Source organism: Streptomyces sp. NBC_01477 (assembly GCF_036227245.1).
Taxonomy (GTDB): Bacteria; Actinomycetota; Actinomycetes; order Streptomycetales; family Streptomycetaceae; genus Actinacidiphila.
In genome coordinates this window covers 2257804-2280189 of the sequence record NZ_CP109445.1, presented here as the reverse complement: position 1 = coordinate 2280189, position 22386 = coordinate 2257804, and the positions used below count along the sequence as shown (strand labels likewise).

Sequence of the window (22386 nt, the reverse complement as noted above, 5' to 3'; positions counted from 1 at the left end):
CGGGCGGGACGGCCGATCCTTGCGGATGCGGCCTCCGACCCTATCGATGACTCTGGGTGTCCAGAGTGATTCACAGGGTCAGGAGGCCGTATGCATGTCCCCATCCCCGCCCGCTCGCACCGTCGTGCCGTGGGCGGCCGCCGTGCACTGATAGCCGCGGCGGCCCTGCTGCCGGCGCTTGCCGTCCCCCTGGCGGCGCCCGCGGCCCCGGCCGCCGCCAACGGAGTCGTGGTCGGCGGTGCGCCCACCACGACGGACAGCGAGCCGTGGGTCGTGGCGCTCTCCAGCCGCCAGCGTTTCGGCGCCGGCCGATCGGGGCAGTTCTGCGGCGGTGTGGCGGTCGGGCCGCGTACGGTCGTCACCGCGGCACATTGCTTCGGCCAGGAGGCGCTGGGTGTCACCGACTGGCGCAAACTGCCGGATCTGCGGGTCATCGCCGGGCGTACGGACCTCAGCGGGTCGGCCGGTGAGGAAATACCGCTGTCCGACGTGTGGGTCAATCCCGATTTCGACGCCGCCACCAACGCCGGCGACGTCGCCGTGATCACGCTGTCACAGGCACTGCCGGAGGGCTCCGTCATCCCGATGGCCGGACCGGAGGACACCGCGCCCTATACGGCGGGGACCCAGGCGCAGGTCTACGGGTGGGGCGACACGACGGGGCAGGGAGCGTATCCGCAGTCGCTGCGCACGGCCACGGTCGACGTCCTGGCCGACTCGGTGTGCGAGAAGGCCTATCCGGGCAACGGTGACGGTACGTATCTGCGCGCATCCATGGTGTGCGCGGGGATGTCCGAAGGCGGGAAGGACGCCTGCCAGGGCGACAGTGGCGGGCCGCTGGTCGCGGACGGCCGGCTGATCGGCCTGGTCTCCTGGGGGACGGGCTGCGCCGAGGCGGCCTATCCCGGGGTGTACACGCGCGTCTCGGCGGTGTCGGGGCTGGTGGCCCAGCACATGTGACGGAAAGCCTGCGGGCGGACACCCCCTGATGGGGTCCGTCCGCCCGCAGGTCCGAGCTGGTCGCTGGTGCGACGTGTCAGCGCTCGTCGTCTCCCGCCGGCGCAGGGGGGTCGGTGAGCCGTCCGGTCTCGTCCTGTATTTCCGCAGCGATCTTCTTGAGTTCAGGCTCGAACTTGCGGCCGTGGTGTGCGCAGAAGAGCAGTTCACCGCCACTGATGAGCACGACACGCAGGTAGGCCTGAGCGCCGCAACGGTCGCAGCGGTCTGCCGCCGTCAGCGGACTCGCGGGGGTCAGAACAGTAGTCACGTCGCCTCTTCTCTAGCTCGACGAGCTGTCGTACCAGGGTCAACATCCAACCAGGCCGAAAACGTTCCCGCTGACGACTTTTCCTCGAAAACGGGCCTCGGGGTGACTGGGTGTTACCGATTGGCGGCGAATAGGAGTTCTTGCGGTGGATGTTGCGTTTGGTGCTTTTGTCGTACTTGCCCAAGCTTGGCCCCGACCGGCTTGCCGGGGTGTTGCTGAGGACGTGCCCGGAGCCTAAATGGTTCATGCCTCTTTGGGAACGTGACATGTGTATCACTCGCGCGGGTGATCGAACGCTTGCTCGAAAACGACTAGGATGGGCGCTCGGATACCGGGTCGCGGCGTGGCCGCACCCCCCGACCTCGGTACCCTCTCACCGATACGGCTGAAGACCTTCAGGCCATCCTGATCGAGGAGTTGTCCGCGTGACCGCCGAAACATCCGTGCCGTCCACCGCGCTGCTGACGGGCGCAGATCGCGACGGCTCCAATTACACCGCGCGGCACCTCCTCGTTCTCGAAGGGCTCGAGGCGGTTCGCAAGCGGCCCGGCATGTACATCGGCTCCACCGACAGTCGCGGTCTGATGCACTGCGTCTGGGAGATCATCGACAATTCGGTGGACGAGGCGCTGGGCGGCCACTGCGACCACATCGAGGTGATCCTCCGCGAGGACGCCTCCATCGAGGTCCGGGACAACGGCCGCGGGATCCCGGTGGACATCGAGCCCAAGACCGGCCTGTCGGGCGTCGAGGTCGTCATGACCAAGCTGCACGCCGGCGGCAAATTCGGCGGCGGCTCCTACGCGGCCTCCGGCGGCCTGCACGGCGTCGGCGCGTCGGTGGTCAACGCCCTGTCGGCCCGCCTGGACGTCGAGGTGGACAGGAGCGGGCACACCCACGCCATCAGCTTCCGCCGGGGGGTGCCCGGCTCGTTCAGCGGAGCGGGCCCCGAGGCGCCCTTCGAGCCCGCCAGCGGCGTCACGAAGGCCAAGAAGGTCCCGCGCACCCGCACCGGTACCCGGGTGCGGTATTGGGCCGACCGGCAGATCTTCCTCAAGGACGCGAAGCTCTCGCTGGACACGCTGCACCAGCGGGCCCGGCAGACCGCGTTCCTGGTGCCGGGCCTGACCATCGTGGTGCGCGACGAGCGCGGCATCGAGTCGGACAAGCCCGTCGAGGACACCTTCCACTTCGACGGCGGCATCAGCGAATTCTGCGAGTTCCTGGCCCCCGACAAGCCGATCTGCGACGTTGTGCGGCTCACCGGCACCGGCACGTTCAAGGAGACCGTGCCGGTCCTGGACGACCGCGGCCATATGACACCGACCGAGGTCACCCGGGAACTGGGCGTCGACATCGCGCTGCGCTGGGGCACCGGGTACGACACCACCACCAGGTCCTTCGTCAACATCATCGCCACGCCCAAGGGCGGCACCCATGTGACGGGCTTCGAGCGCTCCGTCACCAGGACGGTGAACGAAGCGCTGCGCTCGACGAAGCTGCTGCGGGTCGCCGAGGACGACATCGTCAAGGACGACGCCATGGAGGGGCTGACGGCCGTCGTCACCGTACGGCTGGCCGAGCCGCAGTTCGAGGGGCAGACCAAGGAGGTGCTGGGCACCTCGGCCGCCAACCGGATCGTGTCGACCGTGGTGGCCAAGGAGCTGAAGGAGTTCCTGACCTCCACCAAGCGGGACGCCAAGGCCCAGTCCCGCGCGGTGCTGGAGAAGGCCGTCGCCGCCGCAAGGACGCGGATCGCGGCCCGGCAGCACAAGGAGGCGCAGCGCAGGAAGACGGCGCTGGAGACCTCCTCGCTGCCGGCCAAGCTCGCCGACTGCCGCAGCGACGACGTCGACCGCAGCGAACTGTTCATCGTGGAGGGCGACTCGGCGCTCGGCACCGCCAAGCTGGCGCGCAATTCCGAGTTCCAGGCGCTGCTGCCGATCCGCGGCAAGATCCTCAACACCCAGAAGTCGTCGGTCTCCGACATGCTCAAGAACGCCGAGTGCGGCGCGATCATCCAGGTCATAGGAGCCGGCTCCGGGCGGACCTTCGACATCGACCAGGCGCGCTACGGCAAGGTGATCTTCCTGGCCGACGCCGACGTCGACGGCGCCCATATCCGCTGCCTGCTGCTCACCCTGTTCCAGCGCTACATGCGCCCGATGGTGGAGGAGGGCCGGGTCTTCTCCGCAGTCCCCCCGCTGCACCGGATCGAGCTGGTCCAGCCCAAGAAGGGCCAGGACAAGTACGTCTACACCTACTCCGACAGCGAACTGCGCCAGACCCTGCTCGACCTCCAGCGCCGCAACGTCCGCTACAAGGACGGCATCCAGCGCTACAAGGGCCTCGGCGAGATGGACGCCAACCAGCTGGCCGAAACGACGATGGACCCCCGCCACCGCACCCTCCGCCGCATCAACATCAGCGACATCGAGGCCGCCGAGCAGGCCTTCGACCTCCTGATGGGCAACGAGGTCGCGCCGCGCAAGGAGTTCATCACCAACTCCGCCACGACGCTCGACCGCTCGAAAATCGACGTCTGACCTGCGGTTTTGCGGCCGGGCGGACTCGGGGACCTCTTGTAGTCCGCACACAGTCCGCAAGAGAACTGACGTCACGTCAGTTCTGGGGGTTGTTCAGGCCGCCGCGCGGGCCTCTGCGTCGCCCTCTTCGGGGCGGTCCGCGTAGGCCTTGTCGACGGCGGCCCGGGTCCGTTCGTGTGCACCGATCTGGCCGGAGCAGTTGTCTGTGAGCTGCTGCAGGGTCAGCCAGAGGGCGTGCAGCCGGGCGACGGTCCCGGGGTGCGGGTTGGCCGAGACTGGATGTGACGATCACCCATCCCGGGGTGAGGCCTTGCCCAGAGGTCGAACTCCGTCTCTCAGGCGCCTCACAACACAGCCTTGGCACAGCCTTTACCAGGCACCTCAACGCTCGGGAGGTGAAGATGCCAGGATCGAGAGGAAGGACTGCCAGGGGAGGGGCGTGCCATGGCGGAGCCGTTGCTGAGGCTCACGGCGGACGATCTGACAGGCCTTGCGAACAACATGAACGAGGCCGAGGGGCTGCTGGAGGCGCTGGAGCGTCGGCTGAGCGCGATGGCCGACACTGCGGAGGCCTGCTGGATGAGCGATGCCGCGTCGGAGTACCACGACATCCACCGGCGTGTGGCCGGTGACACCGGGACGGTGCGGCGGACGTTGGCCTTCGTCAGGGAGGCGGTCGAACTGAGCCGCGACGGGTTCAGTGCGCAGGATCTGGAAACGCTGGACGACTTCCGCAAACTGCACGTGGACCCGCCGGTGTCGCCGCCGCACAGCAAGGTGGCGGATCTCTGAGGGTTCCGCCACGGGGAGGGGGTACGCGATGACCTCGCGTCTGAAAGTGGAACTGGCCGCCTTGGCCGAGTTAGCCGGCGAACTGTCGGGCCAGGCGGACAGCCTGGAGTACCTGCTGACCCAGCTGGACGCGGGGATGAAGCGCTTCGAGGCCTCCTGGGAGGGTGAGGCGCGCAACCGATTCGGCTCGGTCTTCGCGCAGTGGCGGCAGGCGTCGACCGACCTGCACAAAGCCCTGAGCGACATGCACCACGTCACGAACACCGCGCACGGCAACTACCACAGCGCCGAGACGGCGAACCTGCGGATCTGGAGCGGCGGCAGGTGAGCTGGGGCGAGCCGACCGGTCCCATCGACGTCACACCTTCGGACCTGAATGCCGCGGCGACGACCTTCGCCGGCGGGCAGACCCGTCTCGACGGCATCGCCGGCACACTGACCACGGCGCTGCAGGACGCCGCAGGCATGGCCGGCGACGACACGTACGGCAAGCAGTTCGCGAAGGGCTACGATCCGGCGGCCAAGGCGCTGTTCGCAACGATATCCGCGGCGGTCCGGGCCGTCGGGCAGTGCGCGAACGGGCTGGTGCGGACGGCGAACAACTACCTCACGGCCGACCACCATTCCAACCCGAGAGCGGGCAAGGGGGCACCGCAGCTTTTCGGCTGGCCGGACGTCGTAGACGACATCACCTACCCCGACCCGCCGACCGCGATCGGCGGTGGCAGCAACCACTGGCCCCCGCCGCTCCACAAGTACTGGGTCGACGGCCACCAGGACAAGCTGCGCAACGCCGCGACGGCCTTTCGTACCGCCGCGGCGGACATCAACAACCTGGGCGTGAGCCTGCACTTACAGGTGCAGGCGATCACCGACGTCAACACCAGCGGGGCGGTCACCGCCATGGCGGCCTTCTGGGGCAAGATCTGGCAGGACGGCGACCCGGGCGGGTCGGCGCCGCTGTCCACCGCCTATCTGGCCTGCACCAAGCTCGCCTCGGTGTGTGAGCAGTTCGCCCACGCCATCGACGAGGCGCACAGCGAGTTCGAGCACAAGATGTCCGAGGCCGGCATCACCATGGGCATTACCACCGCGTTGGGCGTCCTGGGCAGCGTTTTCACCTTCGGCGGTTCTGACGCGGGGGCTGCGGCGCTGGACGCGGGGGAGGCCGCCGCGCTGTTTGCCTCCGTCGACGGCATCATGGATGCCGTCGTGGCGGACTACGCCGCCGAGGGCGTGGCCGAGTTGGAGACCGTACTGGCCTCTGCCGCCGAGAACGTGCCCGAGGTCGAAGCGGTGGACGCCGAGACCGCTGAGGTCACCCAGGCGCTGGACCGAGAGATGGCCGAGGCGGAGGCACGCGGCGGCGGCTCGGGAGGAAAGGGAGGCGACGGGGGCGGCGGCGGACGCACCCCACCCGAGGAGGAGCCGCCGGAGGAGGAGCCCTCGGGAGGCAGGAAAGCCCAACGACGCGGGCGCAAGTACGAGGAGGATCTCGTACAGAAACTCGGCGGTAGAGACGAATTCAGCGAGGGCGGCAGGCAGTTCGACGGCGCCTACGACGAGGACGGCGCCGAGGTCTGGTACGAGGCGAAATCTGGCGAATACTGGGAGTTGGCCCAGCGGAACGCGAAAGTCATGGAAAAATTCAGATCGAACCTGGGCGACGCTCGAAGAATCGCCATGGCCAGCGGCAAGAATTTCTGCCTCATCTCTGAGAACCCGATTCCCCAGGACATCGTGGAGTGGCTTACCAAAAAGGGCTTCTCCTGGAAAATCGTACCCATGGGCTAGGAGCGCACATTGTCCCGGACTGCCGAGATCGACCTCACCTTCGAGTACCCCGCGACCGTCGCCGGCGTGCTCAGTGTCCTGGCGGGACACGGGTGGGGACCCGTGGAACCGCTCGGGGTGTCCTACATGCTCGAAGGAGACGACGACTGGGACTGGACGTCAGTGGAGCCGGAGCAGGCCGCGAAAGTCGTGGCGATGCTGGACTCGGATGAGGTACGGGAGCAGGCCGTCGCCATCGCCCTCTACCATCCGCAGGCGGCCACAGGCGGACACCTGCTCCTCCGCCGGGACCGTACGACGGCAGGTTTCAGCCCCGTAGTCGACCGCCGGAAGGTCCCGGGCGCACCGGAGATGACGGACATGGTGTGGTATGTGCAGAACCTCGTCTACCCCCTGCTCGAGGGGGGGCTCCTGGGCTACGAACTCCGCGACATGGCTGACTGACGGCGCGAGAACCGCGACCCCGGGCCGATCTGACCGATGGTTTTGTCGTGGGAATCGGTGATGATTCCGTCCAGGCCGTGGACCCGTGCGGTGAGGCCGTTGGCGGTCCGTACGGCTTTGCGGAGTGCACCGCGAGCGCAGGTGGGAGCGTAGTCGGCTGATGGCCTTGGCCGTAGAGGGCAGGGTCAGGGCCTTCTGTGAGAAGGGTTGGCTTCCGAGCCTGGTCGGGCGGCGTCACTGCAATGGTCGCAGCGGCGGACGCACCCCACTGGCCGTCATCCCCACCGGCGGCAACCGCAACGACGTCACCCAGCTCCTGCCGCTGATCGACGCGGTCCCGGCAGTCCGCGGCCGACGCGGGCATCCCCGTCGCAAGCCGGACTCGCTGTTCGCCGACCGCGGCTATGACCACGACATCTACCGCGACCAGAACCGCGCTCGCCGTATCGTGCCGGCCATCGCGCGCCGCAGCATCCGGCACGGAACAGGACTGGGCACGTACAGGTGGATTGTTTTAGCCGTTGTTAGCCGCCTCGCACCTCACCGAAGCCTCTCCCACCAGCAACGACGGGCAGCACACCTCGACCCGTTCGCATCCGCATGCGCCCCCCGGGAACCATCCGCCTTGCCCCCGCTCTCAGGGTGCTCTTCCTAGCGGGCCTTCGTCTGCCCGCCCCCTGGTTCGCCTGCACAGGACCGTTCAACACGTTCACGCCTTTTTGGTTACCGAGACCTTCCCCTCCTGGGGTGGGACTGGCTCTCTTGAAAGGAAAGGAACCGGCGGGCCGCTGCCCCGCCACGTCCAGGCCGGACGGTTCCTCGCCGCCGAGAGCCGCGCCGAGGCCGTCCTCTACCCCCATTTGCAGCCCGACGACCGCCAAGCCCTCACCGAAATGGTCGAAGGACTCAAGACCTGGATGACCGGCAACGCCCTCTGGGCAGAGGAAACCGCCCGCTACACCGACCGCGCGACCCGACGACCGGCCCCGCGTACCCCGTGTCCCCGCTTCATCCACCGCACAGCCGACCGGAGAGTGGACAGCTATGACAACGGACGTTGCGATCAGCCAGGCACCGGGAGCGCTGCCTCTCCTCGGCCACCTCCTGCCACTGGTACGCGACCCCCTGAAATTCCTCACCTCACTGCCCGCCTGCGGAGACCTGGTCCACATCCGAATCGGCCCCATGAAGGCCCTTCTGGTGTGCGACCCGGGACTGACCCGCCACGTCCTGGTCAACGACCGCACCTTCGACAAAGGCGGCCCGGCATTCGACCAGGGCAGGGAAGTCCTGGGCAACGGCCTGCCCCTCTGCCCCCATACCGACCACCGCCGCCAGCGACGGCTGGTCCAGCCCGCCTTCCACCCTGCCCGCCTGCCCGCGTACGCCCGCCTGATGACCGAACAGACCGACACCATCACCGGCTCGTGGACCGACGGCCAGACCATCGACGCCTATACCGAGATGCAGAACATCGTGGCCCAGAGCCTGGTGGCAACCATGTTCGCCGACACCCTCAACCCCACCGCCATCACCGAGGTACTGGAGGACCTCGGCGCCATCACGGACGGCATCTTCCGGCGCATGATCACACCACCGCGCCTGAACACGCTCCCCACCCCCGGCAACCGCCGCTACTACCAGGCCCAATCCCGCCTGCGCCAGACCATGGCCCGCGCCACCGCAGACCGCCGCTCCGCCGCCACCGGCCACGACGACCTGCTGTCCGTACTCCTCGGCAGCCCCGATTCCCCCGAAGACGGCCATGATCAGAACCTTTCCGACGCCGAGATCATCGACCAGCTGATGGCCTTCTTCTTCGCCGGCATCGAGACCGCGGCCGCCACCCTGGCATGGGCACTGCACGCACTCGCCCAGCATCCCCACATCGAAGAACAGCTCCACGCCGAGGCCGACAGCGTTCTCGCCGGCGCCGCAGCCACACTCGACGACGTGCCCAGGCTGGAATACACACGCCGCGTCCTCATGGAATCGCTGCGACGCTATCCGCCGGCCTGGCTTGTCAGCCGCACCACCACCACCGACACACACCTCGGCACGCACCCCGTCCGCGCCGGCACGGCCGTCTTCTTCAGCCCCTATCTCATCCACCACCGAACCGACCAGTACGACAACCCCGAGCAATTCGACCCCGACCGGTGGAGCAGCTCCCGCCACCTCAACCCACCGGACGGCTCCTTCATCCCGTTCGGCGGAGGCGCCCGCAAGTGCGTCGGCGACCAGTTCGGCATTACCGAAGCCGTCATCATCCTGGCCACGATCGCCACACGATGGCGCCTGGAACCCCTGCCCGGCCGCCCCGTCCGCCCCACCCTGGCCCTCACACTCAGCCCGCAACGGCTGCACATGCGCCTCAGGCCCCGCACATAGCACCGCCCGGTTCCCGAACCCTGCACACCCCGCGTCGGCTTCACTCAGCCCACAGAGGACGAAGGCCCACCCGCCTGGGCGGTGCGGCGTGCTCGGCCCGGCCAAGCACGCCGTCGGATCGTCGCTGCCCTGACGACTCCAGCACTCAATGGCTACACGCTCGCCCCCCAAAAAAGGGTCATATCACCGTGCCGGCGCACCTGCTTAGCCTGTGCAACGGCTCGCCCGGCCCGACCAACTCCGCAGGCCGGCGAGTTGTGTGAACCACCCAGCAGCTTGCGGACGCCGGCGTAGTCCCAGACGTCTCGCTGCGCAGGTCGGCGGGCCAGTGCGGGGACTGGACGTGCATCACGTCGGTCGCCTTTGTCAGCGCCCGCTCCTATGCCAGGTCGGATCCATGGCCGCACCTTGGTGGCCGGTTGCGGGGCCTAGCCGAGGTGGACGGCGCTGACGTGGTTCAGGCGCGCACGGTGGGTTCCGCTGCCAAGCAGCTCAATGGCCAATTGAGCTGGCCAGTGGACCGGGAAGCGTTGCAGGCCGGAGGCGTATAGGAGACAGCGCATGCCGGTGGTCATGCACCAGTCGTAAAACCAGGTGTGCAGGGCCGGCGCGTACAGAGCGTGGGCTGCCGGCGAGTGGCGCTGGTCTGCGGCAGTGAGGTGCGCGGTGATGCCGTACGAGCGGCACGGCTGCTGCGGGTGAGTCCGCACTGCCACCCAGACTGAGCCGTCGTCCTTGAGGACGGCGACGGTGCCGTACGCGGCGCGCGGCATCAGCCGGCGCAGTGTCATGCGCGGGTCCTCTCCGCTCACAGCTGGGCTGACAAGGTGGTCGGCGAGGCTGGCGGCGACATGTTCTTGAGTTTCATAGGCGGCCCGCCTTGAGAGTGCGTGACGCGACCCGATCAGATGGTGATTAGGGTCGCGGCCATGACCGAGGGGACGGGGCGGCGGCCCGAAGTGGACCTGGCCAGCGGCGTCGAGGACGTGACGCTGTCCATCCTGGAGTGGCTTGGCGAGCAGGGTGTCCGTGCCATGATCCGGGTCGACGCGGAGCGCATGCGTGACGGTCAGCCGGCGTGGACGTTTGCTGCTTCTGGTGGGCCGCTGGACGGTGGGATGAGGGCTGATGGGGCCTCGGTCGCCGAGTGTATGGGCAGGGCGCTGCTTCGAATGCGCGAGGCCGGGCTGGCTGTTCCCTTCTGAGGTTGAGGTCCGCCTCTGAGCTGATCGCGTTCGATGATGCTTTCGGGGCGTCTGGTGGTTTTGCCGACGTTGTAGCGGGTGGCGGGGTGCCGGTTGTTCGAGCCGGGTGGCCTGCCGGGACCGGGCCGGTTGGGTTTGGGCGCACGGGCCGGAAGGCAGGTTCGGGCGGAGGTTTCTGAACCGCCGGCGGGCCCGGTCACTCGGTGGCTCAAGCACCAAGAGGGCCTCGGCTTCTTCGCTCGCGGGGAGATTATGGGTCGGGTGCGAAAGATCATCAGGAAGCAACGCTAGGGCGGCTGTGTACCACCAGCCCGCGTGCAGCGGTCCGCAAACAGTCCGCAGCGCAGTCGAAAACGGCCGTCGTGGGCCAACGCCAGCCATCAGGAAAACGCCAGGTCAGCGCCGAATCGGCGGCTTCGCCGCAGGTCAGAAGGGTGGCGGAGTGGTTCATCACCAGCTCCGCCACGACGCTCGACCGCTCGAAGATCGACGTCTGACGTCGTAATGCCGCCGCCCGGCGCCGGGAGCGTGCATGGAGGCTTCACCTCGTCGCGCGCCCACTGGGTCATGGTGGAGCCGTGCGCGGTGGTCGGCCCGGATCCGCACGCGTGACTGATCCGCCGGGGCGGGAACGCGCTGTTCCTGCTGGAGCGCCGGCCCCTGACCGTACGGATCGCGCGCTCGGAGGAGTACTTCAGGTCCGCGCGGCTGGAGGTGCGGGCTGGTGGCCGAAGGGTTCTCGGCTGCCGGGGTCGTGGAGGACATCCAGCAGGCATTGGCCGTGTCCGGCCATCCGGTGACGTACCGGGCGCGGGGCGGTCCGACTGATCGACATCGAGACTTTCTGCTGCGACCACGCGGAGTGGGATCTCATGGTCGCGGCCCACGAGTACGACCGGCTCGGCTGGGTGTCGGATCGGCCGTACGCGGCGCTCCGCACCGCGTACGGCCGCGATCTGCGTTCGACACCCTGCGCGCGATCCAGGACCAACTCGGAACTGGGCTTGCCGACGGTCGTGCGTCGTGTTCTGCGGGCGTTCTGGGCTTGTGCCAGGGGTGGTCGCAACCGGCGACAGGGCAGTTGCCCGCGGGTTACCAATGAGGGCGACACATCCCGGAAGGAGGTGGACGGAATGAAGAAGATCAAGATCCGCAAGGCGGGTTCGGTGCGCCTGACGACCTCGGCTTCGCTCTACGGCGGTCCCCCCTGCGACGTGGCCTGACCGTGACAAACCTCGGCGATGGGCCAGCCGACACCATGCCCATCGCCGAGGCCCGCCCCGCACCGCGTCCCGTCCAGCCGCGCTTCGTCGTCCCGCCGTGCTCCGTTCCGAACACCAGCCCCCGGGGGAGCCATGCCCGAACAATCGCCCGCCTCCGCCGACGCTGCTCCCGCCGGGAAGACGGCGGTACAGGCCCACGACGAACCGCTCGCCTTCCATCCGCTGACCTTCCAGCCCGAAGGCGACGAAGTGACGGTCGGCCGGATGGACGAGGGCACCTTCGTCGTACTGCCCGCCGACGGCGCCGCGCTGCTCCGGCGGTTGGTCGAAGGCACGCCGCCGCGGCAGGCGGCCCGCTGGTACGAGCAGGAGTACGGAGACCCCGTCGACATCGACGACTTCGCCGCCGAGCTGACGGAACTCGGCTTCCTGCGGGCGGACGGCATCCCCGAGCCGCTGCCCGCGCGCCCCCTGCGATGGCGGCAACTGGGCCGCGCGGTCTTCTCGCCCGTCGGTGCGGTGCTCTACACGGCGCTGCTGGCGGCGTGCGTCCTGGTGGTCGTGCACGTTCCCGACGCGGCACCGCGCTACCACAACGTCTTCTTCACCCACTACATGTCGGTGCTCACGCTGACGCTGTTCGTCGGCCAGCTCCCGCTGATCCTGCTGCACGAGTCCGCGCACGCCCTGGCCGGACGGCGGCTCGGCGTGCCCTCGCGGCTGTCCATCGGACGACGGCTGTACTACGTGGTGTTCGAGACCAACCTCGACGGGCTCGCGGGGGTGTCGCGGCGCTGCCGCTACCTGCCGATGCTCGCGGGCATGCTCACCGACGTCGGCTGCTTCGCGGTGCTCACCCTGCTCGCCGCCGCCACGCACCGTGCGGGCGGCGGCTTCCCGCCGGCCGGTGCCGTACTTCTCGCGCTGGCCTACGCCACGCTGCTGCGGCTGGTCTGGCAGGGGTACTTCTTCCTCCAGACGGACATTTACTACCTGGTCGTCACTGTGCTGGGCTGCGTCGACCTCCAGACGACCGCGCGCCAGCTACTGGCCAACCGGTGGTGCGCGCTACTACGGCGGCCGGCCCCTTACGACCCGGAGCAGTGGCATCCCCGGGACCACGCCGTGGCCCGCTGGTACTCCTGGCTCATGGTCGTCGGCTACGCGTTCTGCCTGGCCACGCTGCTCCTCACGCTGCTGCCCATCCTCGTCCACGTCTTCGGCACCGCGGCCGCCCGGCTGGCCGGCAACGGCCACCAGGGCGGCGCCGGTCTCGCAGACAGCCTGCTGTTCCTTGTGCTGAGCCTGGGCGAGACGGCCGTCGCCGTCACGATGTACGTCCGCGAGCGGCGGGCAACCGCCCCGACCGCCGAGACTGCCGCGCCCGCTTCCGCCTGACCGCTACGGGAGAACCCATGCCTGACCCGACGCACCAGTCGGCCCCCGCCCACCTCTTCCTGGCCGGAGCACTGCGGCGCGACCGGCGCGAGCGCCTCGGGACGCTGCTGCTGCCCGGCCCCGCGCATCCCGCGGTGCGGGTGATCGACGCGAACCGGCGGTCGGGCGGCCCGTACACGGTGGCCGGCGCGCTGATGCGCGCCCTGGTGCCGGCGGCGCTGATCGAGCGCCCGGATCTGGTCGCCACGCACCAGGTGGAGATCCTCACCGCCGCCGCCGACCTGAGCGGCATCGTTCCCGCCACCCAGGAGACGCTGACCTCGCTGGCGGTGCCGACCGAGCGAACCCGGTTCTACGCGCGGCAGCGGACGCTGCGCATCGCGCACGGTCTCAAGGAGTTCCTGCACGACCTGCTGTCCGCCCCGGGGCACGGACCCTGCGCCGTGGTCGTCGACGACCTCGACCACGCCGACCGCACCGACGCGGAGTTCATCGCGGTCCTGCTGCGCCGGATGGACCCGGCGGTGCTGACCGTGGTGGCCGGGGGCACCACCGGCCTGCTCGAACCGGCCGCGGAGGTGCCCGCCGAACCCGGAACCCCCCTGGGCGAGCAACTGCCCACTGCTCTCCGGCGGTACTGCCGCCGGGTGGACTGCGCCCCTGCCCGGTCCCCGGCCCGGTCGCCCGGGGAACCGCGCGCGCTCGCGGCGCTGTACGTGGCCGGCGACTGCCGGGACGACGACCTGGCGATGCTCGCGGCGTACCGTGACCTGGCACCGGACGAGCGGCAGCGCCTGCACGACACGCGCGCCGACGAACTGGAGGCGGCCGAAGACCCTGTTACGGCTTTGGGCGCCCTGCCGTTCCACCGCGAGCACGGCTCGGATCCGCTCGGCGCGGGCCTGGCGGCGATGGAGCAGGCGATGACCACCTGCGTGCTGCACGGCTTCTACGACGCGGTGCTGGACTTCTGCCGGCGGGGCAGGGCGCTGACCGACTGGGAAACCACCGCGCGCCGGCGCTGGACGTTCTCCACGCTGCTCCCCACCACGCTGTCCGCACTCGGCCGGGCTGAGGAGGCCGAGGCGATCTGCGACGAGGCCCGCGTCCACTTGCGCGACCCTCGCGTCCACATGCAGGTCGCGTACGCCACCGCCATGCTGTACACCCGCCACCGCGCGCCCGACCGCCGGGACCACGAGCGGGCGACGGCGTGGATCAACACCGCCATCGCCATCTCCGGTCTCCTGCCCGACGCCCGCAGCCGGGCTTTCAGCACCGTCTTCCACCACAACGGGCTGGCGCTGATCGAGGCTCACCGGGGACGCCCTTCGGAGGCGCTGGAACTCGTCACCCAGGGCATGGCCGCACTCGACCGCGAACTCGGCGAGGGCGAGCACAGCCTGCACCGCTCGGTGCTGCGCCACAACCGCGCCACCGTGCTGACGGGGATGGGACGCTACGAGGAGGCGCTCGCCGAATTCCGTGCGGTGATCGACGCGGACCCGTATTACCCCGAGTACCACCTCGACCTGGGCAACCTCCTCCAGCGGATGGGCCGTCACGAGGAGGCCGCCGCCGCCTACGACACCGTGACCCGGCTCGGTCCGCCCTTCCCCGAGCTGTACTACAACCGGGGCGACCTGCGGAACGGGCAGGGCGACGAGGACGGCGCGCTCGCCGATTTCAACTACGTGCTGGAACTCGATCCCGGGTTCGTGGACGCCTACGTCAACCGCGCGGGCCTGCTCCTGGACCGCGGTGAGACCGAAGCAGCCGAACACGACATCCGCGTGGGGCTGGAGTTGGCGCCGGACAGCCCGCTGCTGCTCGCCGCGCTGGGTCGGCTGCACGCCGACCGCGCGGAGGCGGAGAGCGCCCGGGCGGCCTACGACCGGGCGCTCTCCGCCGCCCCCGACCTGGTCGCCGCGCTGTGCGGCCGGGCCGGCCTCGCCTTCGACGCCGGGGAACCCGACGCCGCCCTTGACGACTTCGGCCGCGCGGTCGAGGCGGCACCCCACGACCCCGCCATCCGCTACAACCGCGCGTTCGTGCTGCGCAGCGTCGGCCGCTGGGACGAGGCGCTGGCCGACCTCGAAGCGGCGGCGGCCGGCACCCCCGACGATCCGGAGGTGCAGGAGGCGCTGGAGGAGTGCAGGCAGCGGCTCGCCGCCGCATGAGCGGGGTGAGGACAAGGCCGCGGGGCTTGTCCTCACCCCGCTCACACGGCGGTCTGGGAGCGCCGGCCCCGACACCGCCACTCGCGCGGGTGCCGCCGGCAGCCCGCGGGTCCGCCTCCCGCGCGCACGGGCGCCGGTCTCGGCGAACCGCTCGGCCATCACCCGATGAGCCCGCCCCCCGTCGGCGAGGGCGCCGGCTGCGCCCGGTCGGGCGGGCTACCGTCGGGGGCGGGAACCGGTCCCGCCCCGGGCGCGGGCGAGACTGAGCACGGCGGTCTGCAGCCGGACAAGGGCCGACGCGAGGCGGACGGTCCTGCTGCGCCAGTGGGAGGCGGGCGCAGCAGGCGGTACGGCGAGCGGTACAGCGGACGCTGACTCCAGTGCGCGGGACAGCGCGTCGGTCAGGCGCTCCGCCCGCTCGGCCAGCGCCTGTCGGCGCAGGTTCAGCAGCGAGTCCTGCGGCAGGCCGAAGGCACGCTCGTAGGCGCTTACCAGCGCTTCGGAGGGCAGCCGCTGCCCCCGCTCGACGTCCACGAAGACGCTGTGGGCGCTGTAGCCGAGCAGCCGGGCCAGTGCGCGTAGCGATAGTTCGTGTTCCAGCCGGAGGCGGTAGAGCGTGAGGCCGAGGCGGCGCTGCGCGGGGAGGACGGCGCCGCCCTCCCCGCGCAGGGCGGCGCCGCCCTTCGGCTGCGCGACCGCGGACGGGACGTGAGGAGGGACGGCGGGTGTCGCCCCGGGTGGGAGCACGGGGGTCCGGCGCACCTGGAGCGGGCGGCCCGGTCTTCCGCCCTCTGGCACGCCCGTCACATCGGCCCCTGCGGAGCGGTGTGACGGCGGTCGCGAAGCCGGCCGCAACAGTGGCCGGGATCCTGCGGTCTCATCTGATCACCCTTCCTTGCGTCAGGACCGCGCCCACAGGGCACGGCGCTCTTTCACGAGGCGGTAAAGCGATCACACCTGTCGACTACACGCCGAGGTCACATGTCGAGATCTCATGTGGACGCCGGGCGCACGCGTTCCGCTGATCCCTGCGTGCATTCCGTACCGCGTACTCGGGGTCGTTTCCTCGCACATCTTGATGGGAAAGCCCGCTGGCCGATCGGATCACCAGCATGGGGTTCGGTCCACCACTCGTCAAGGCGACCGAAACCGGCCCGCTGCCGCCGCAGATGCCGATCAGCCGGGAGCGGAAAGCAGCACGGCCGAGCGGAAACCCCTGCCGCTGTGCACCATGCGCCACGTCACCGGGGCGCACCTCTCGCCCGGTCTTCCGAGCGACACGCTGAGGTGTGCGTGAGGGAAATGGCTGGATCCCGCCGGGTGCGGATACTCCTGTATTCCGGCAGTGGTGAAGTGGATGTGGCGAGTGTGAAAAGCGTGGCGCTGTCCGCCCCGGTCCTCGCCGTATGGTGGCCCGCGTCCTGCTGCTGTGCCGCGGAGAGCACAACGAAAGAGATCGCAGAGGCTCCCGCGACGTCACGACTGCCGAACGGCTGCGGCGCAGCAAACGAGAGCGAGAAGCCTGGATGCGGCGGCTGACCGGGCTGAGGACGCAATCCGGAGCGGTCCCTATCCGCCTCTTCGGACAGCTAGGCGGCCATGAGGTCGAACTCACCAAGCCGACGGCAGTCGAAGCCGTCATCCGCTTCGGCTCGCGACCGGACGACACCTTCGGCATGTGCACCCTGGCGGGATGCGGTCCGCAGACGGTCCGCAGGACAGTCGAAGACGGCCGTCGGGGGCCAACGCCGGTCATTGGGAAACTACCAGGTCAGAACAGGATCGGCGGCTTCGTCGCAGGTCAGACGGGTGGGTGATTGGTCCACCGCCAACTCGGCCACGACGCTCCGCCGCTCGAAGATCGACGTCTGACCTGCGGCGGAGCAAACAGGCCGGGGCGGCGGTCCGCGGGCCGAGCCGGCGGGGCGGGCCGTAGTCCGCGCCCGCCGCGCCGGCCTGGTCGGCGGGGTGGGCCGGGTCCGGTGCTCGGGGGCGGGCCGCGGCCGGGGGTGCGGAAGTTCAGTGGTGCAGCGGATATCGACTAACCGTTGAGCCCCGCTTACGATGCGTAGCACCACCCCGCGGCACCGGTTCCAGGACGGGACGCAGCCGGCGAACCGACGCCTCGCGCCGGAGCGTGTGTGCACCCGTGGGAATGGACCACCGTCGTCCGGCACTGCTCTGCCGTGAACCTTGTCGCCGCGCATGCCGCGGTGTCCGTGGGCCGATCTCGCGAGAAGGTAGAGCGCAGACATGCCTCCTGACAAGTTCTCCGCCCCGAAGCACAGAAAGCTCCGCCGCATCCTCGGCGTCGCCGCCGCCGTGGTCACGGCCCTGGTCACGACCATGCTGGTCCCGCCCGGCGCAGCGGCGGGCACCGCGACCCCCTCGCCGATGACCACGCCGCAGTGGCACACCGCCATGACCCGGCTCGCCGCCCCGGCGAAGGGCTGCTACACCGCCTCCTACCCGGCAGTGGCCTGGCAGAGCGCCAGTTGCGCCACGGCGCCGAACCAGCGCTACGCGCCGAAGGCCGACGCGGTCGCCGGTCCCCACCTGCCCGCCGTCGCGAAGACGGGCGCGGGCCCGGCAGCGGGGCCGACGCCCGACGTGGTCGGCAACGGCATCGACTTCTCGGCCGGGGTGTCCGGTCTCCTGAACGGTGCGACCGGCTCCTTCTCCACCGTCTCCGGCGTGACCAGCGAGACCGGCGGCGGCGTCCCGAACTCCTACTCCTTACAGCTGAACAGCGCGCCCTTCACCAGCCCCGTCTGCGCCGGGCACCCCGGGTGCCAGGGATGGGAGCAGTTCATCTTCGCCAACCCGGGCTCCGGCAGCAGTTCGGCCTTCATCCAGTTCTGGATCCTGAACTACTTCACCACCTGCCCGGCCGGCTGGTCGTCGTACCTCAGCGACTGCTACCGGAACAGCCCCGCCGTCGCGGTCCCCTCGCAGCCGATCGCGAACCTCGCCGGCCTGAGCCTGTCCGGCAACGTGACCAGCCTGACGGACAGCGCGGTCATGTCGACCGGGGGCACCCTCTACAGCGCCGGGACCGCCGACAGCACCCTGGGCCTCTCGACGGCCTGGAACGCGGTCGAGTTCATGATCGGCGGCAACGGCGGCGGCTCGTCGGCCAACTTCAACGCCGGCTCCACGATCACCGTGAAGACCGTCACCCACAACGGCACGACGGCCGCCCCGACCTGTCTGACCGAGGGCTTCACCGGCGAGACCAACAACCTGAACCTCGTCAATTCGGCGGCCTACTCCACCGGCGCATCTCCCTCCATCGAGAGCGTCCAGAGCAACGTCCTGACCACGCCGCCCTCGTGCGCCGCGGCTCACGGCACGGGTGACACGCACCTGGAGACCTTCGGCGGCACCTATTACGACTTCCAGGCGGACGGCACCTTCACGCTCGCACGCTCCTCGGCCATGACCGTGCAGTCGAACCAGGTCTCCGGTGCCTCGCTCGGCTGGCCGGGCGCCGCCGTCAACAGCGCGGTCGCCACGCAGATGGGCGCGGACACGGTCGCGGTGTGCGCCTCCCGCGGCCTCATGGTCAACGGGAACGCCACCTCGCTGACCTCCGGCGGGACGCTCAGCCTGCCCTCGGGCGACACGATCGTGCGGACGGGCAACCAGTACGCCGTGACCGACCCCCAGGGCGACAGCATGACGGCCACGATGAACCCCGGGTACGTGGACGTCCACGTCGGCCTCGGCACGTACCCGCAGCCGGTGAGCGGGCTGCTGGCCAACGCGCCGGGCACGAACAACCAGCTCAGGACAAGCACCGGCACGGTCATCAGCATCCCGGTCGACCTGACGACGCTCTACCAGGTCTACGGCGACAGCTGGCGCGTCCCGGCGGGCCAGTCCCTGGTCGCGGTGTGCGGCGACAACACGCAGAATTCCGATCCGGCCACGCCTTTCTGGGCCGACCAGCTGCCGGCTGCCCTGCATGACCGGGCGCTGGCGGTCTGCCAGAAGGACGGGGTGAAGAACGCGACGCTGCTGGAGGCGTGCACGCTCGACACCGCGGTGCTCGGCGACGGCGCGGCGACCGAGTTCATCGGCGAGCCGGCACCGGTGAATGTCGCCTTCAGCGAGGACACCGCGGGACCGCCGAACGGCGAGAACGTCGCCGTCGCACTGCCGGCGGGCAGCAAGGACCGGTACGTCCGGCTCAGCTACACCGCGAACAGCATGCAAACCGGCGCGCAGGCGGCCGAGTTCGCCGTCTACGACGCCACGAACCACAACCTCGCGCTCAACGCCCCGGTCACGGCCAGCAGCACGACCCCCGGATTCCCCGGGCCGAACGGGGTGGACGGGAATACCGGCACGTACTGGCAGGGTACGGCCGGCGCCTGGCCGTCGACGCTGACCGTCGACCTCGGCGCGGCGATTCCGCTCGGCTCGGTCGGCATCGCCCTTCCGCCCGGCTGGCCCAAGCGGACCCAGACGCTGTCCGTTCTGGGCTCGGCCAACGGCACCACGTGGACGACGCTCGTCGGACCCGCGACCTACACATGGGGCGCGCCGTAGACGGAGGCGTGGACGTAGATCCAGGCCGATGCCCGCGTACGCCACGCCGCCCTCCCGGCGTGGCGTACACGGGCGGACCGGGGACGGCCGGGCAGGCGGCGGGCGTGCCGCGGCGGCACAGTCGGAGGGGAGTCGGCAGCGGGAGGTACGAGACGCGGGTAGCGGGCTCCAAACCGGCCGCCAGGTCCGGGCGGCCGGCGGCCCGGCGTCGGCCTGGCCGTCATGACCGCGGCCCTGCCCGCGCTCGTCGCCACCCTGGCGCTCGCTACGGAGGCGGCCGTCATGTCCGGTCCGGTCAACGCCCAGGTGATCCTCGCGGTCGTCGGATACGCCTTCCGGCACGGCATCACCTGATGAGGTGAACGTTTCGCGTTGTTGTACATGGATCGTTCCGCTCTGTCCATGATTGGGCACACGGCCCATCTGGCCGTGGAACGAGGAGAGTTCGGTGGACAAGCACGACGGCGGCGACCCCCTGGCGCTGCGGGTGGACGATCCCTGGCGGGATGCCGGAGGCGCGGGGCTCTGGGTACCCGAACCGGTGGCGGTCGCGGCCCCACCGGTCGCGGCGCCACCGGCTGCTGCGGGGGCGGTCGGGAACCGAGGAGCGGTTTATCAGGAGGTGCAGGACAGCGCGGCGTTCCAGGAGGTGAGAGGGCGCTATCGCGGGTTCGTCTTTCCCGCGGCGGCGGCCTTCGTGGCCTGGTATCTGCTCTACGTGGTCCTGGCCACCACCGCACCGGGACTGATGGGGCGGCCGGTCGCGGGGGAGGTGAATGTGGCGATGGTCGCCGGGCTGGCGCAGTTCGCCACGACGTTCCTGCTGACCTGGGCGTATGTGAGACACGCGAGGCTGCGCAGAGACCGGGCGGCGCTGGATCTGCGGTGGACGCTGGCGACCAGGACCGGACAGGAGCGGGTGCGTTGAGCGGCGGGCGGATGGAGGCCGGCCGCTACCTGGCGGATTCGGCGGGTGAGCACCAGGGCCTGGCCGTGGTGCTGTTCACGGTGTTCGTGTCGGTGACCCTGGCGATCACCGCGTGGGCGGGGCGGCGGCGCAGCTCGTCGGAGGAGTTCTTCGTCGGCGGGCGGATGTTCACCTCGATGGAGAACGGCCTCGCCATCGCGGGCGACTACATGTCGGCGGCGTCCTTCCTCGGCATCTCGGGGCTGATCGCGCTGTTCGGCTACGACGGGCTGCTCTACTCGGTGGGATTCCTGGTGGCGTGGCTGGTGGTGCTCATGCTGGTCGCGGAGCTGGTGCGCAACTGCGGGCGCTACACGCTGGCCGATGTGCTGTCGGCGCGGATGCGGCAGCGGCCGGTGCGGATCGCGGCGGGCATCTCGTCCGTCGTGGTGTCGGTGCTCTACCTGGTCGCGCAGATGGTGGGCGCGGGCAGTCTGGTCGGGCTGCTGATCGGCGGTCAGGGCAACGGGGCCAGGACCTGGGCGGTGATCGGAGTCGGGGCGCTCATGGTGTTCTACGTGTCCTTCGGCGGGATGCGGGCCACCACCTGGATCCAGATCGTGAAGACGGTGCTGCTGCTCGGCGGCACGGTGCTGCTCACCGTGATGGTGCTGGTCCGCTTCCACGGCAATGTCGATGAGCTGCTGCACTCGGCGGCGACCGGCAGCGGGCACGGGGAGGCGTTCCTCGCACCGGGACTGAAATACGGCGGGAGCTGGACGTCGCGGCTGGACTTCATCAGCCTCGGGCTGGCGCTGGTGCTGGGCACCGCGGGACTGCCGCACATCCTGTCGCGCTTCTACACCGTGCCGACCGCGCGTTCGGCCCGCCGGTCGGTGGTGTGGGCGATCGGGCTGATCGGGGTGTTCTACCTGATGACGATCGTGCTCGGCTTCGGCGCCGCGGCCGTGGTCGGGTCCGGCACCGTGCGGTCGTCCAACGAGGCGGGCAATACGGCGGTGCCGCTGCTCGCCGAGGCGCTGGGCGGCGGGGCGGGGACGACCTGGGGCACCGTGCTGTTCGCCGTGGTGGGAGCGGTGGCCTTCGCCACCATCCTGGCCGTGGTCGCCGGTATCACCCTGGCCTCGTCGGCCTCGGTGGCCCACGACCTCTACACCGCGCTGCGCCGGCCGATCGCCAAGCACGGGCGGCGGGACCCGGGGGAGGGCACGATGGAGCAGGACGAGGTGCGGGTGGCGCGCTTCGCGGCGGTGGGCATCGGTGCGGCGGCGATCGCGCTGAGCCTGCTGGCGCAGGACCAGAACATCGCCTTCCTGGTCGGCCTGGCCTTCGCGGTGGCCGCGTCCGCGAATCTGCCGGCGCTGCTGTACTCGCTGTTCTGGCGGCGCTTCACCACGCGCGGTTCTGTGTGGGCGATCTACGGCGGGCTGGTCCCCGCGCTGCTGCTGGTCGTGCTGTCGCCCGTGGTGTCGGGACGGCCGGACGCGCTCTTCCCCGGGACCGACTTCCATGTCTTCCCGCTGGAGAATCCGGGCCTGATCTCGATCCCGCTGGGCTTCCTCGCGGGGTGGCTCGGCACGGTGCTCTCGCCCGAGCCCGCCGATCCGGGGCGTTACGCCGAGACGGAGGTGCGGTCGCTCACCGGCGCCGGAGCGGTGTAGGAC

At 70.1% G+C, this 22386-nt stretch carries 18 protein-coding genes and 2 pseudogenes; 16 read left to right on the top strand and 4 right to left on the bottom strand.

What is annotated here, in order from left to right; all coding sequences use genetic code 11:
- Positions 1–90 precede the first annotated feature (90 nt).
- Positions 91–960 (top strand): S1 family serine peptidase, encoded by an 870-nt coding sequence (locus tag OHA86_RS09025; RefSeq protein ID WP_329173972.1) that lies wholly within the window; start codon positions 91–93, stop codon positions 958–960.
- A 76-nt stretch (positions 961–1036) separates the two neighbouring features.
- Here the strand turns inward: OHA86_RS09025 and OHA86_RS09020 are convergent, their stop codons facing one another.
- Positions 1037–1267 (bottom strand): DUF7455 domain-containing protein, encoded by a 231-nt coding sequence (locus tag OHA86_RS09020; RefSeq protein ID WP_329173970.1) that lies wholly within the window; start codon positions 1265–1267, stop codon positions 1037–1039.
- A gap of 425 nt (positions 1268–1692) precedes the next feature.
- On the opposite strand from OHA86_RS09020, the gene OHA86_RS09015 reads away from it, so the two are divergent.
- The 7 genes and pseudogenes from OHA86_RS09015 (at position 1693) to OHA86_RS08985 (ending at position 9234) form a co-directional block, all read left to right on the top strand.
- The gene (locus OHA86_RS09015; RefSeq protein ID WP_329173968.1) at positions 1693–3813 is read left to right on the top strand and encodes a DNA gyrase/topoisomerase IV subunit B; all 2121 of its coding nucleotides are present in this window, start codon (positions 1693–1695) and stop codon (positions 3811–3813) included.
- Between the two features lie 444 nt (positions 3814–4257).
- Positions 4258–4605 carry a WXG100 family type VII secretion target gene (locus OHA86_RS09010; protein ID WP_329173967.1) on the top strand — a complete coding sequence of 116 codons (348 nt, stop codon included), beginning with the start codon at positions 4258–4260 and terminating at the stop codon, positions 4603–4605.
- A 28-nt stretch (positions 4606–4633) separates the two neighbouring features.
- A complete protein-coding gene (locus OHA86_RS09005; RefSeq protein ID WP_329173965.1) occupies positions 4634–4933 on the top strand; it encodes a WXG100 family type VII secretion target in 300 nt (99 codons plus the stop codon).
- A complete protein-coding gene (locus OHA86_RS09000; protein ID WP_329173964.1) occupies positions 4930–6399 on the top strand; it encodes a hypothetical protein in 1470 nt (489 codons plus the stop codon). The genes OHA86_RS09005 and OHA86_RS09000 overlap by 4 nt, the downstream gene beginning before the upstream one ends.
- A gap of 9 nt (positions 6400–6408) precedes the next feature.
- On the top strand, positions 6409–6843 hold the full coding sequence (locus OHA86_RS08995) for a hypothetical protein (RefSeq protein ID WP_329173962.1): 435 nt from the start codon (positions 6409–6411) through the stop codon (positions 6841–6843).
- Positions 6844–7096: 253 nt separating this feature from the next.
- Positions 7097–7358: pseudogene (locus OHA86_RS08990) on the top strand (transposase); the annotation flags it as partial.
- A gap of 529 nt (positions 7359–7887) precedes the next feature.
- Positions 7888–9234, top strand: a complete 1347-nt coding sequence (locus OHA86_RS08985) for a cytochrome P450 (protein ID WP_329173960.1) — start codon at positions 7888–7890, stop codon at positions 9232–9234.
- A 428-nt stretch (positions 9235–9662) separates the two neighbouring features.
- Here OHA86_RS08985 and OHA86_RS08980 read toward each other — a convergent pair whose 3' ends face one another.
- Entirely contained in the window at positions 9663–10025 is a 363-nt protein-coding gene (locus OHA86_RS08980) for a hypothetical protein (protein ID WP_329173958.1), read from the bottom strand.
- A gap of 138 nt (positions 10026–10163) precedes the next feature.
- Here OHA86_RS08980 and OHA86_RS08975 point away from each other — a divergent pair, with 138 nt between their 5' ends.
- Positions 10164–10439, top strand: coding sequence for a hypothetical protein (locus tag OHA86_RS08975; RefSeq protein ID WP_329173956.1), 276 nt, complete (start codon positions 10164–10166; stop codon positions 10437–10439).
- A 14-nt stretch (positions 10440–10453) separates the two neighbouring features.
- On the opposite strand, the pseudogene OHA86_RS08970 reads toward OHA86_RS08975, so the two are convergent.
- Positions 10454–10634, bottom strand: a pseudogene (locus OHA86_RS08970) (NF041680 family putative transposase); the annotation flags it as partial.
- A gap of 167 nt (positions 10635–10801) precedes the next feature.
- Here OHA86_RS08970 and OHA86_RS08965 point away from each other — a divergent pair.
- The 3 genes from OHA86_RS08965 (at position 10802) to OHA86_RS08955 (ending at position 15240) form a co-directional block, all read left to right on the top strand.
- Positions 10802–10936, top strand: coding sequence for a hypothetical protein (locus OHA86_RS08965; RefSeq protein WP_329173954.1), 135 nt, complete (start codon positions 10802–10804; stop codon positions 10934–10936).
- A gap of 858 nt (positions 10937–11794) precedes the next feature.
- The gene (locus OHA86_RS08960; protein ID WP_329173952.1) at positions 11795–13060 is read left to right on the top strand and encodes a hypothetical protein; all 1266 of its coding nucleotides are present in this window, start codon (positions 11795–11797) and stop codon (positions 13058–13060) included.
- 17 nt (positions 13061–13077) lie between these two features.
- Positions 13078–15240 carry a tetratricopeptide repeat protein gene (locus OHA86_RS08955; RefSeq protein ID WP_329173951.1) on the top strand — a complete coding sequence of 721 codons (2163 nt, stop codon included), beginning with the start codon at positions 13078–13080 and terminating at the stop codon, positions 15238–15240.
- A 216-nt stretch (positions 15241–15456) separates the two neighbouring features.
- Here OHA86_RS08955 and OHA86_RS08950 read toward each other — a convergent pair whose 3' ends face one another.
- Positions 15457–15987, bottom strand: a complete 531-nt coding sequence (locus OHA86_RS08950; protein WP_329173949.1) for a helix-turn-helix domain-containing protein — start codon at positions 15985–15987, stop codon at positions 15457–15459.
- A gap of 1506 nt (positions 15988–17493) precedes the next feature.
- Between OHA86_RS08950 and OHA86_RS08945 the strand changes: the two genes are divergently transcribed.
- From OHA86_RS08945 to OHA86_RS08930, 4 genes are all read left to right on the top strand, one after another.
- Complete coding sequence (locus tag OHA86_RS08945) at positions 17494–19794, top strand: discoidin domain-containing protein (protein ID WP_329173947.1); 2301 nt, start codon at positions 17494–17496, stop codon at positions 19792–19794.
- A 222-nt stretch (positions 19795–20016) separates the two neighbouring features.
- Positions 20017–20148 (top strand): hypothetical protein, encoded by a 132-nt coding sequence (locus OHA86_RS08940; RefSeq protein WP_329173945.1) that lies wholly within the window; start codon positions 20017–20019, stop codon positions 20146–20148.
- A gap of 94 nt (positions 20149–20242) precedes the next feature.
- Positions 20243–20722 carry a DUF485 domain-containing protein gene (locus OHA86_RS08935; RefSeq protein ID WP_329173944.1) on the top strand — a complete coding sequence of 160 codons (480 nt, stop codon included), beginning with the start codon at positions 20243–20245 and terminating at the stop codon, positions 20720–20722.
- A gap of 11 nt (positions 20723–20733) precedes the next feature.
- Positions 20734–22383: a solute symporter family protein gene (locus OHA86_RS08930; protein WP_329182327.1), complete on the top strand. Its 1650-nt coding sequence runs from the start codon at positions 20734–20736 to the stop codon at positions 22381–22383.
- Positions 22384–22386: the final 3 nt, after the last annotated feature.

Bases quoted from the DNA above. Each gene is read 5' to 3' on its own strand.
- OHA86_RS08955 (WP_329173951.1), top strand. From the start codon at position 13,078: ATGCCTGACCCGACGCACCAGTCGGCCCCCGCCCACCTCTTCCTGGCC.
- OHA86_RS08945 (WP_329173947.1), top strand. From the start codon at position 17,494: ATGCCTCCTGACAAGTTCTCCGCCCCGAAGCACAGAAAGCTCCGCCGC.
- OHA86_RS08930 (WP_329182327.1), top strand. From the start codon at position 20,734: ATGGAGGCCGGCCGCTACCTGGCGGATTCGGCGGGTGAGCACCAGGGC.
- OHA86_RS09010 (WP_329173967.1), top strand. From the start codon at position 4,258: ATGGCGGAGCCGTTGCTGAGGCTCACGGCGGACGATCTGACAGGCCTT.
- OHA86_RS08975 (WP_329173956.1), top strand. From the start codon at position 10,164: ATGACCGAGGGGACGGGGCGGCGGCCCGAAGTGGACCTGGCCAGCGGC.
- OHA86_RS08960 (WP_329173952.1), top strand. From the start codon at position 11,795: ATGCCCGAACAATCGCCCGCCTCCGCCGACGCTGCTCCCGCCGGGAAG.
- OHA86_RS08980 (WP_329173958.1), bottom strand. From the start codon at position 10,025: ATGACACTGCGCCGGCTGATGCCGCGCGCCGCGTACGGCACCGTCGCC.
- OHA86_RS09025 (WP_329173972.1), top strand. From the start codon at position 91: ATGCATGTCCCCATCCCCGCCCGCTCGCACCGTCGTGCCGTGGGCGGC.
- OHA86_RS08985 (WP_329173960.1), top strand. From the start codon at position 7,888: ATGACAACGGACGTTGCGATCAGCCAGGCACCGGGAGCGCTGCCTCTC.
- OHA86_RS08940 (WP_329173945.1), top strand. From the start codon at position 20,017: ATGACCGCGGCCCTGCCCGCGCTCGTCGCCACCCTGGCGCTCGCTACG.
- OHA86_RS09005 (WP_329173965.1), top strand. From the start codon at position 4,634: ATGACCTCGCGTCTGAAAGTGGAACTGGCCGCCTTGGCCGAGTTAGCC.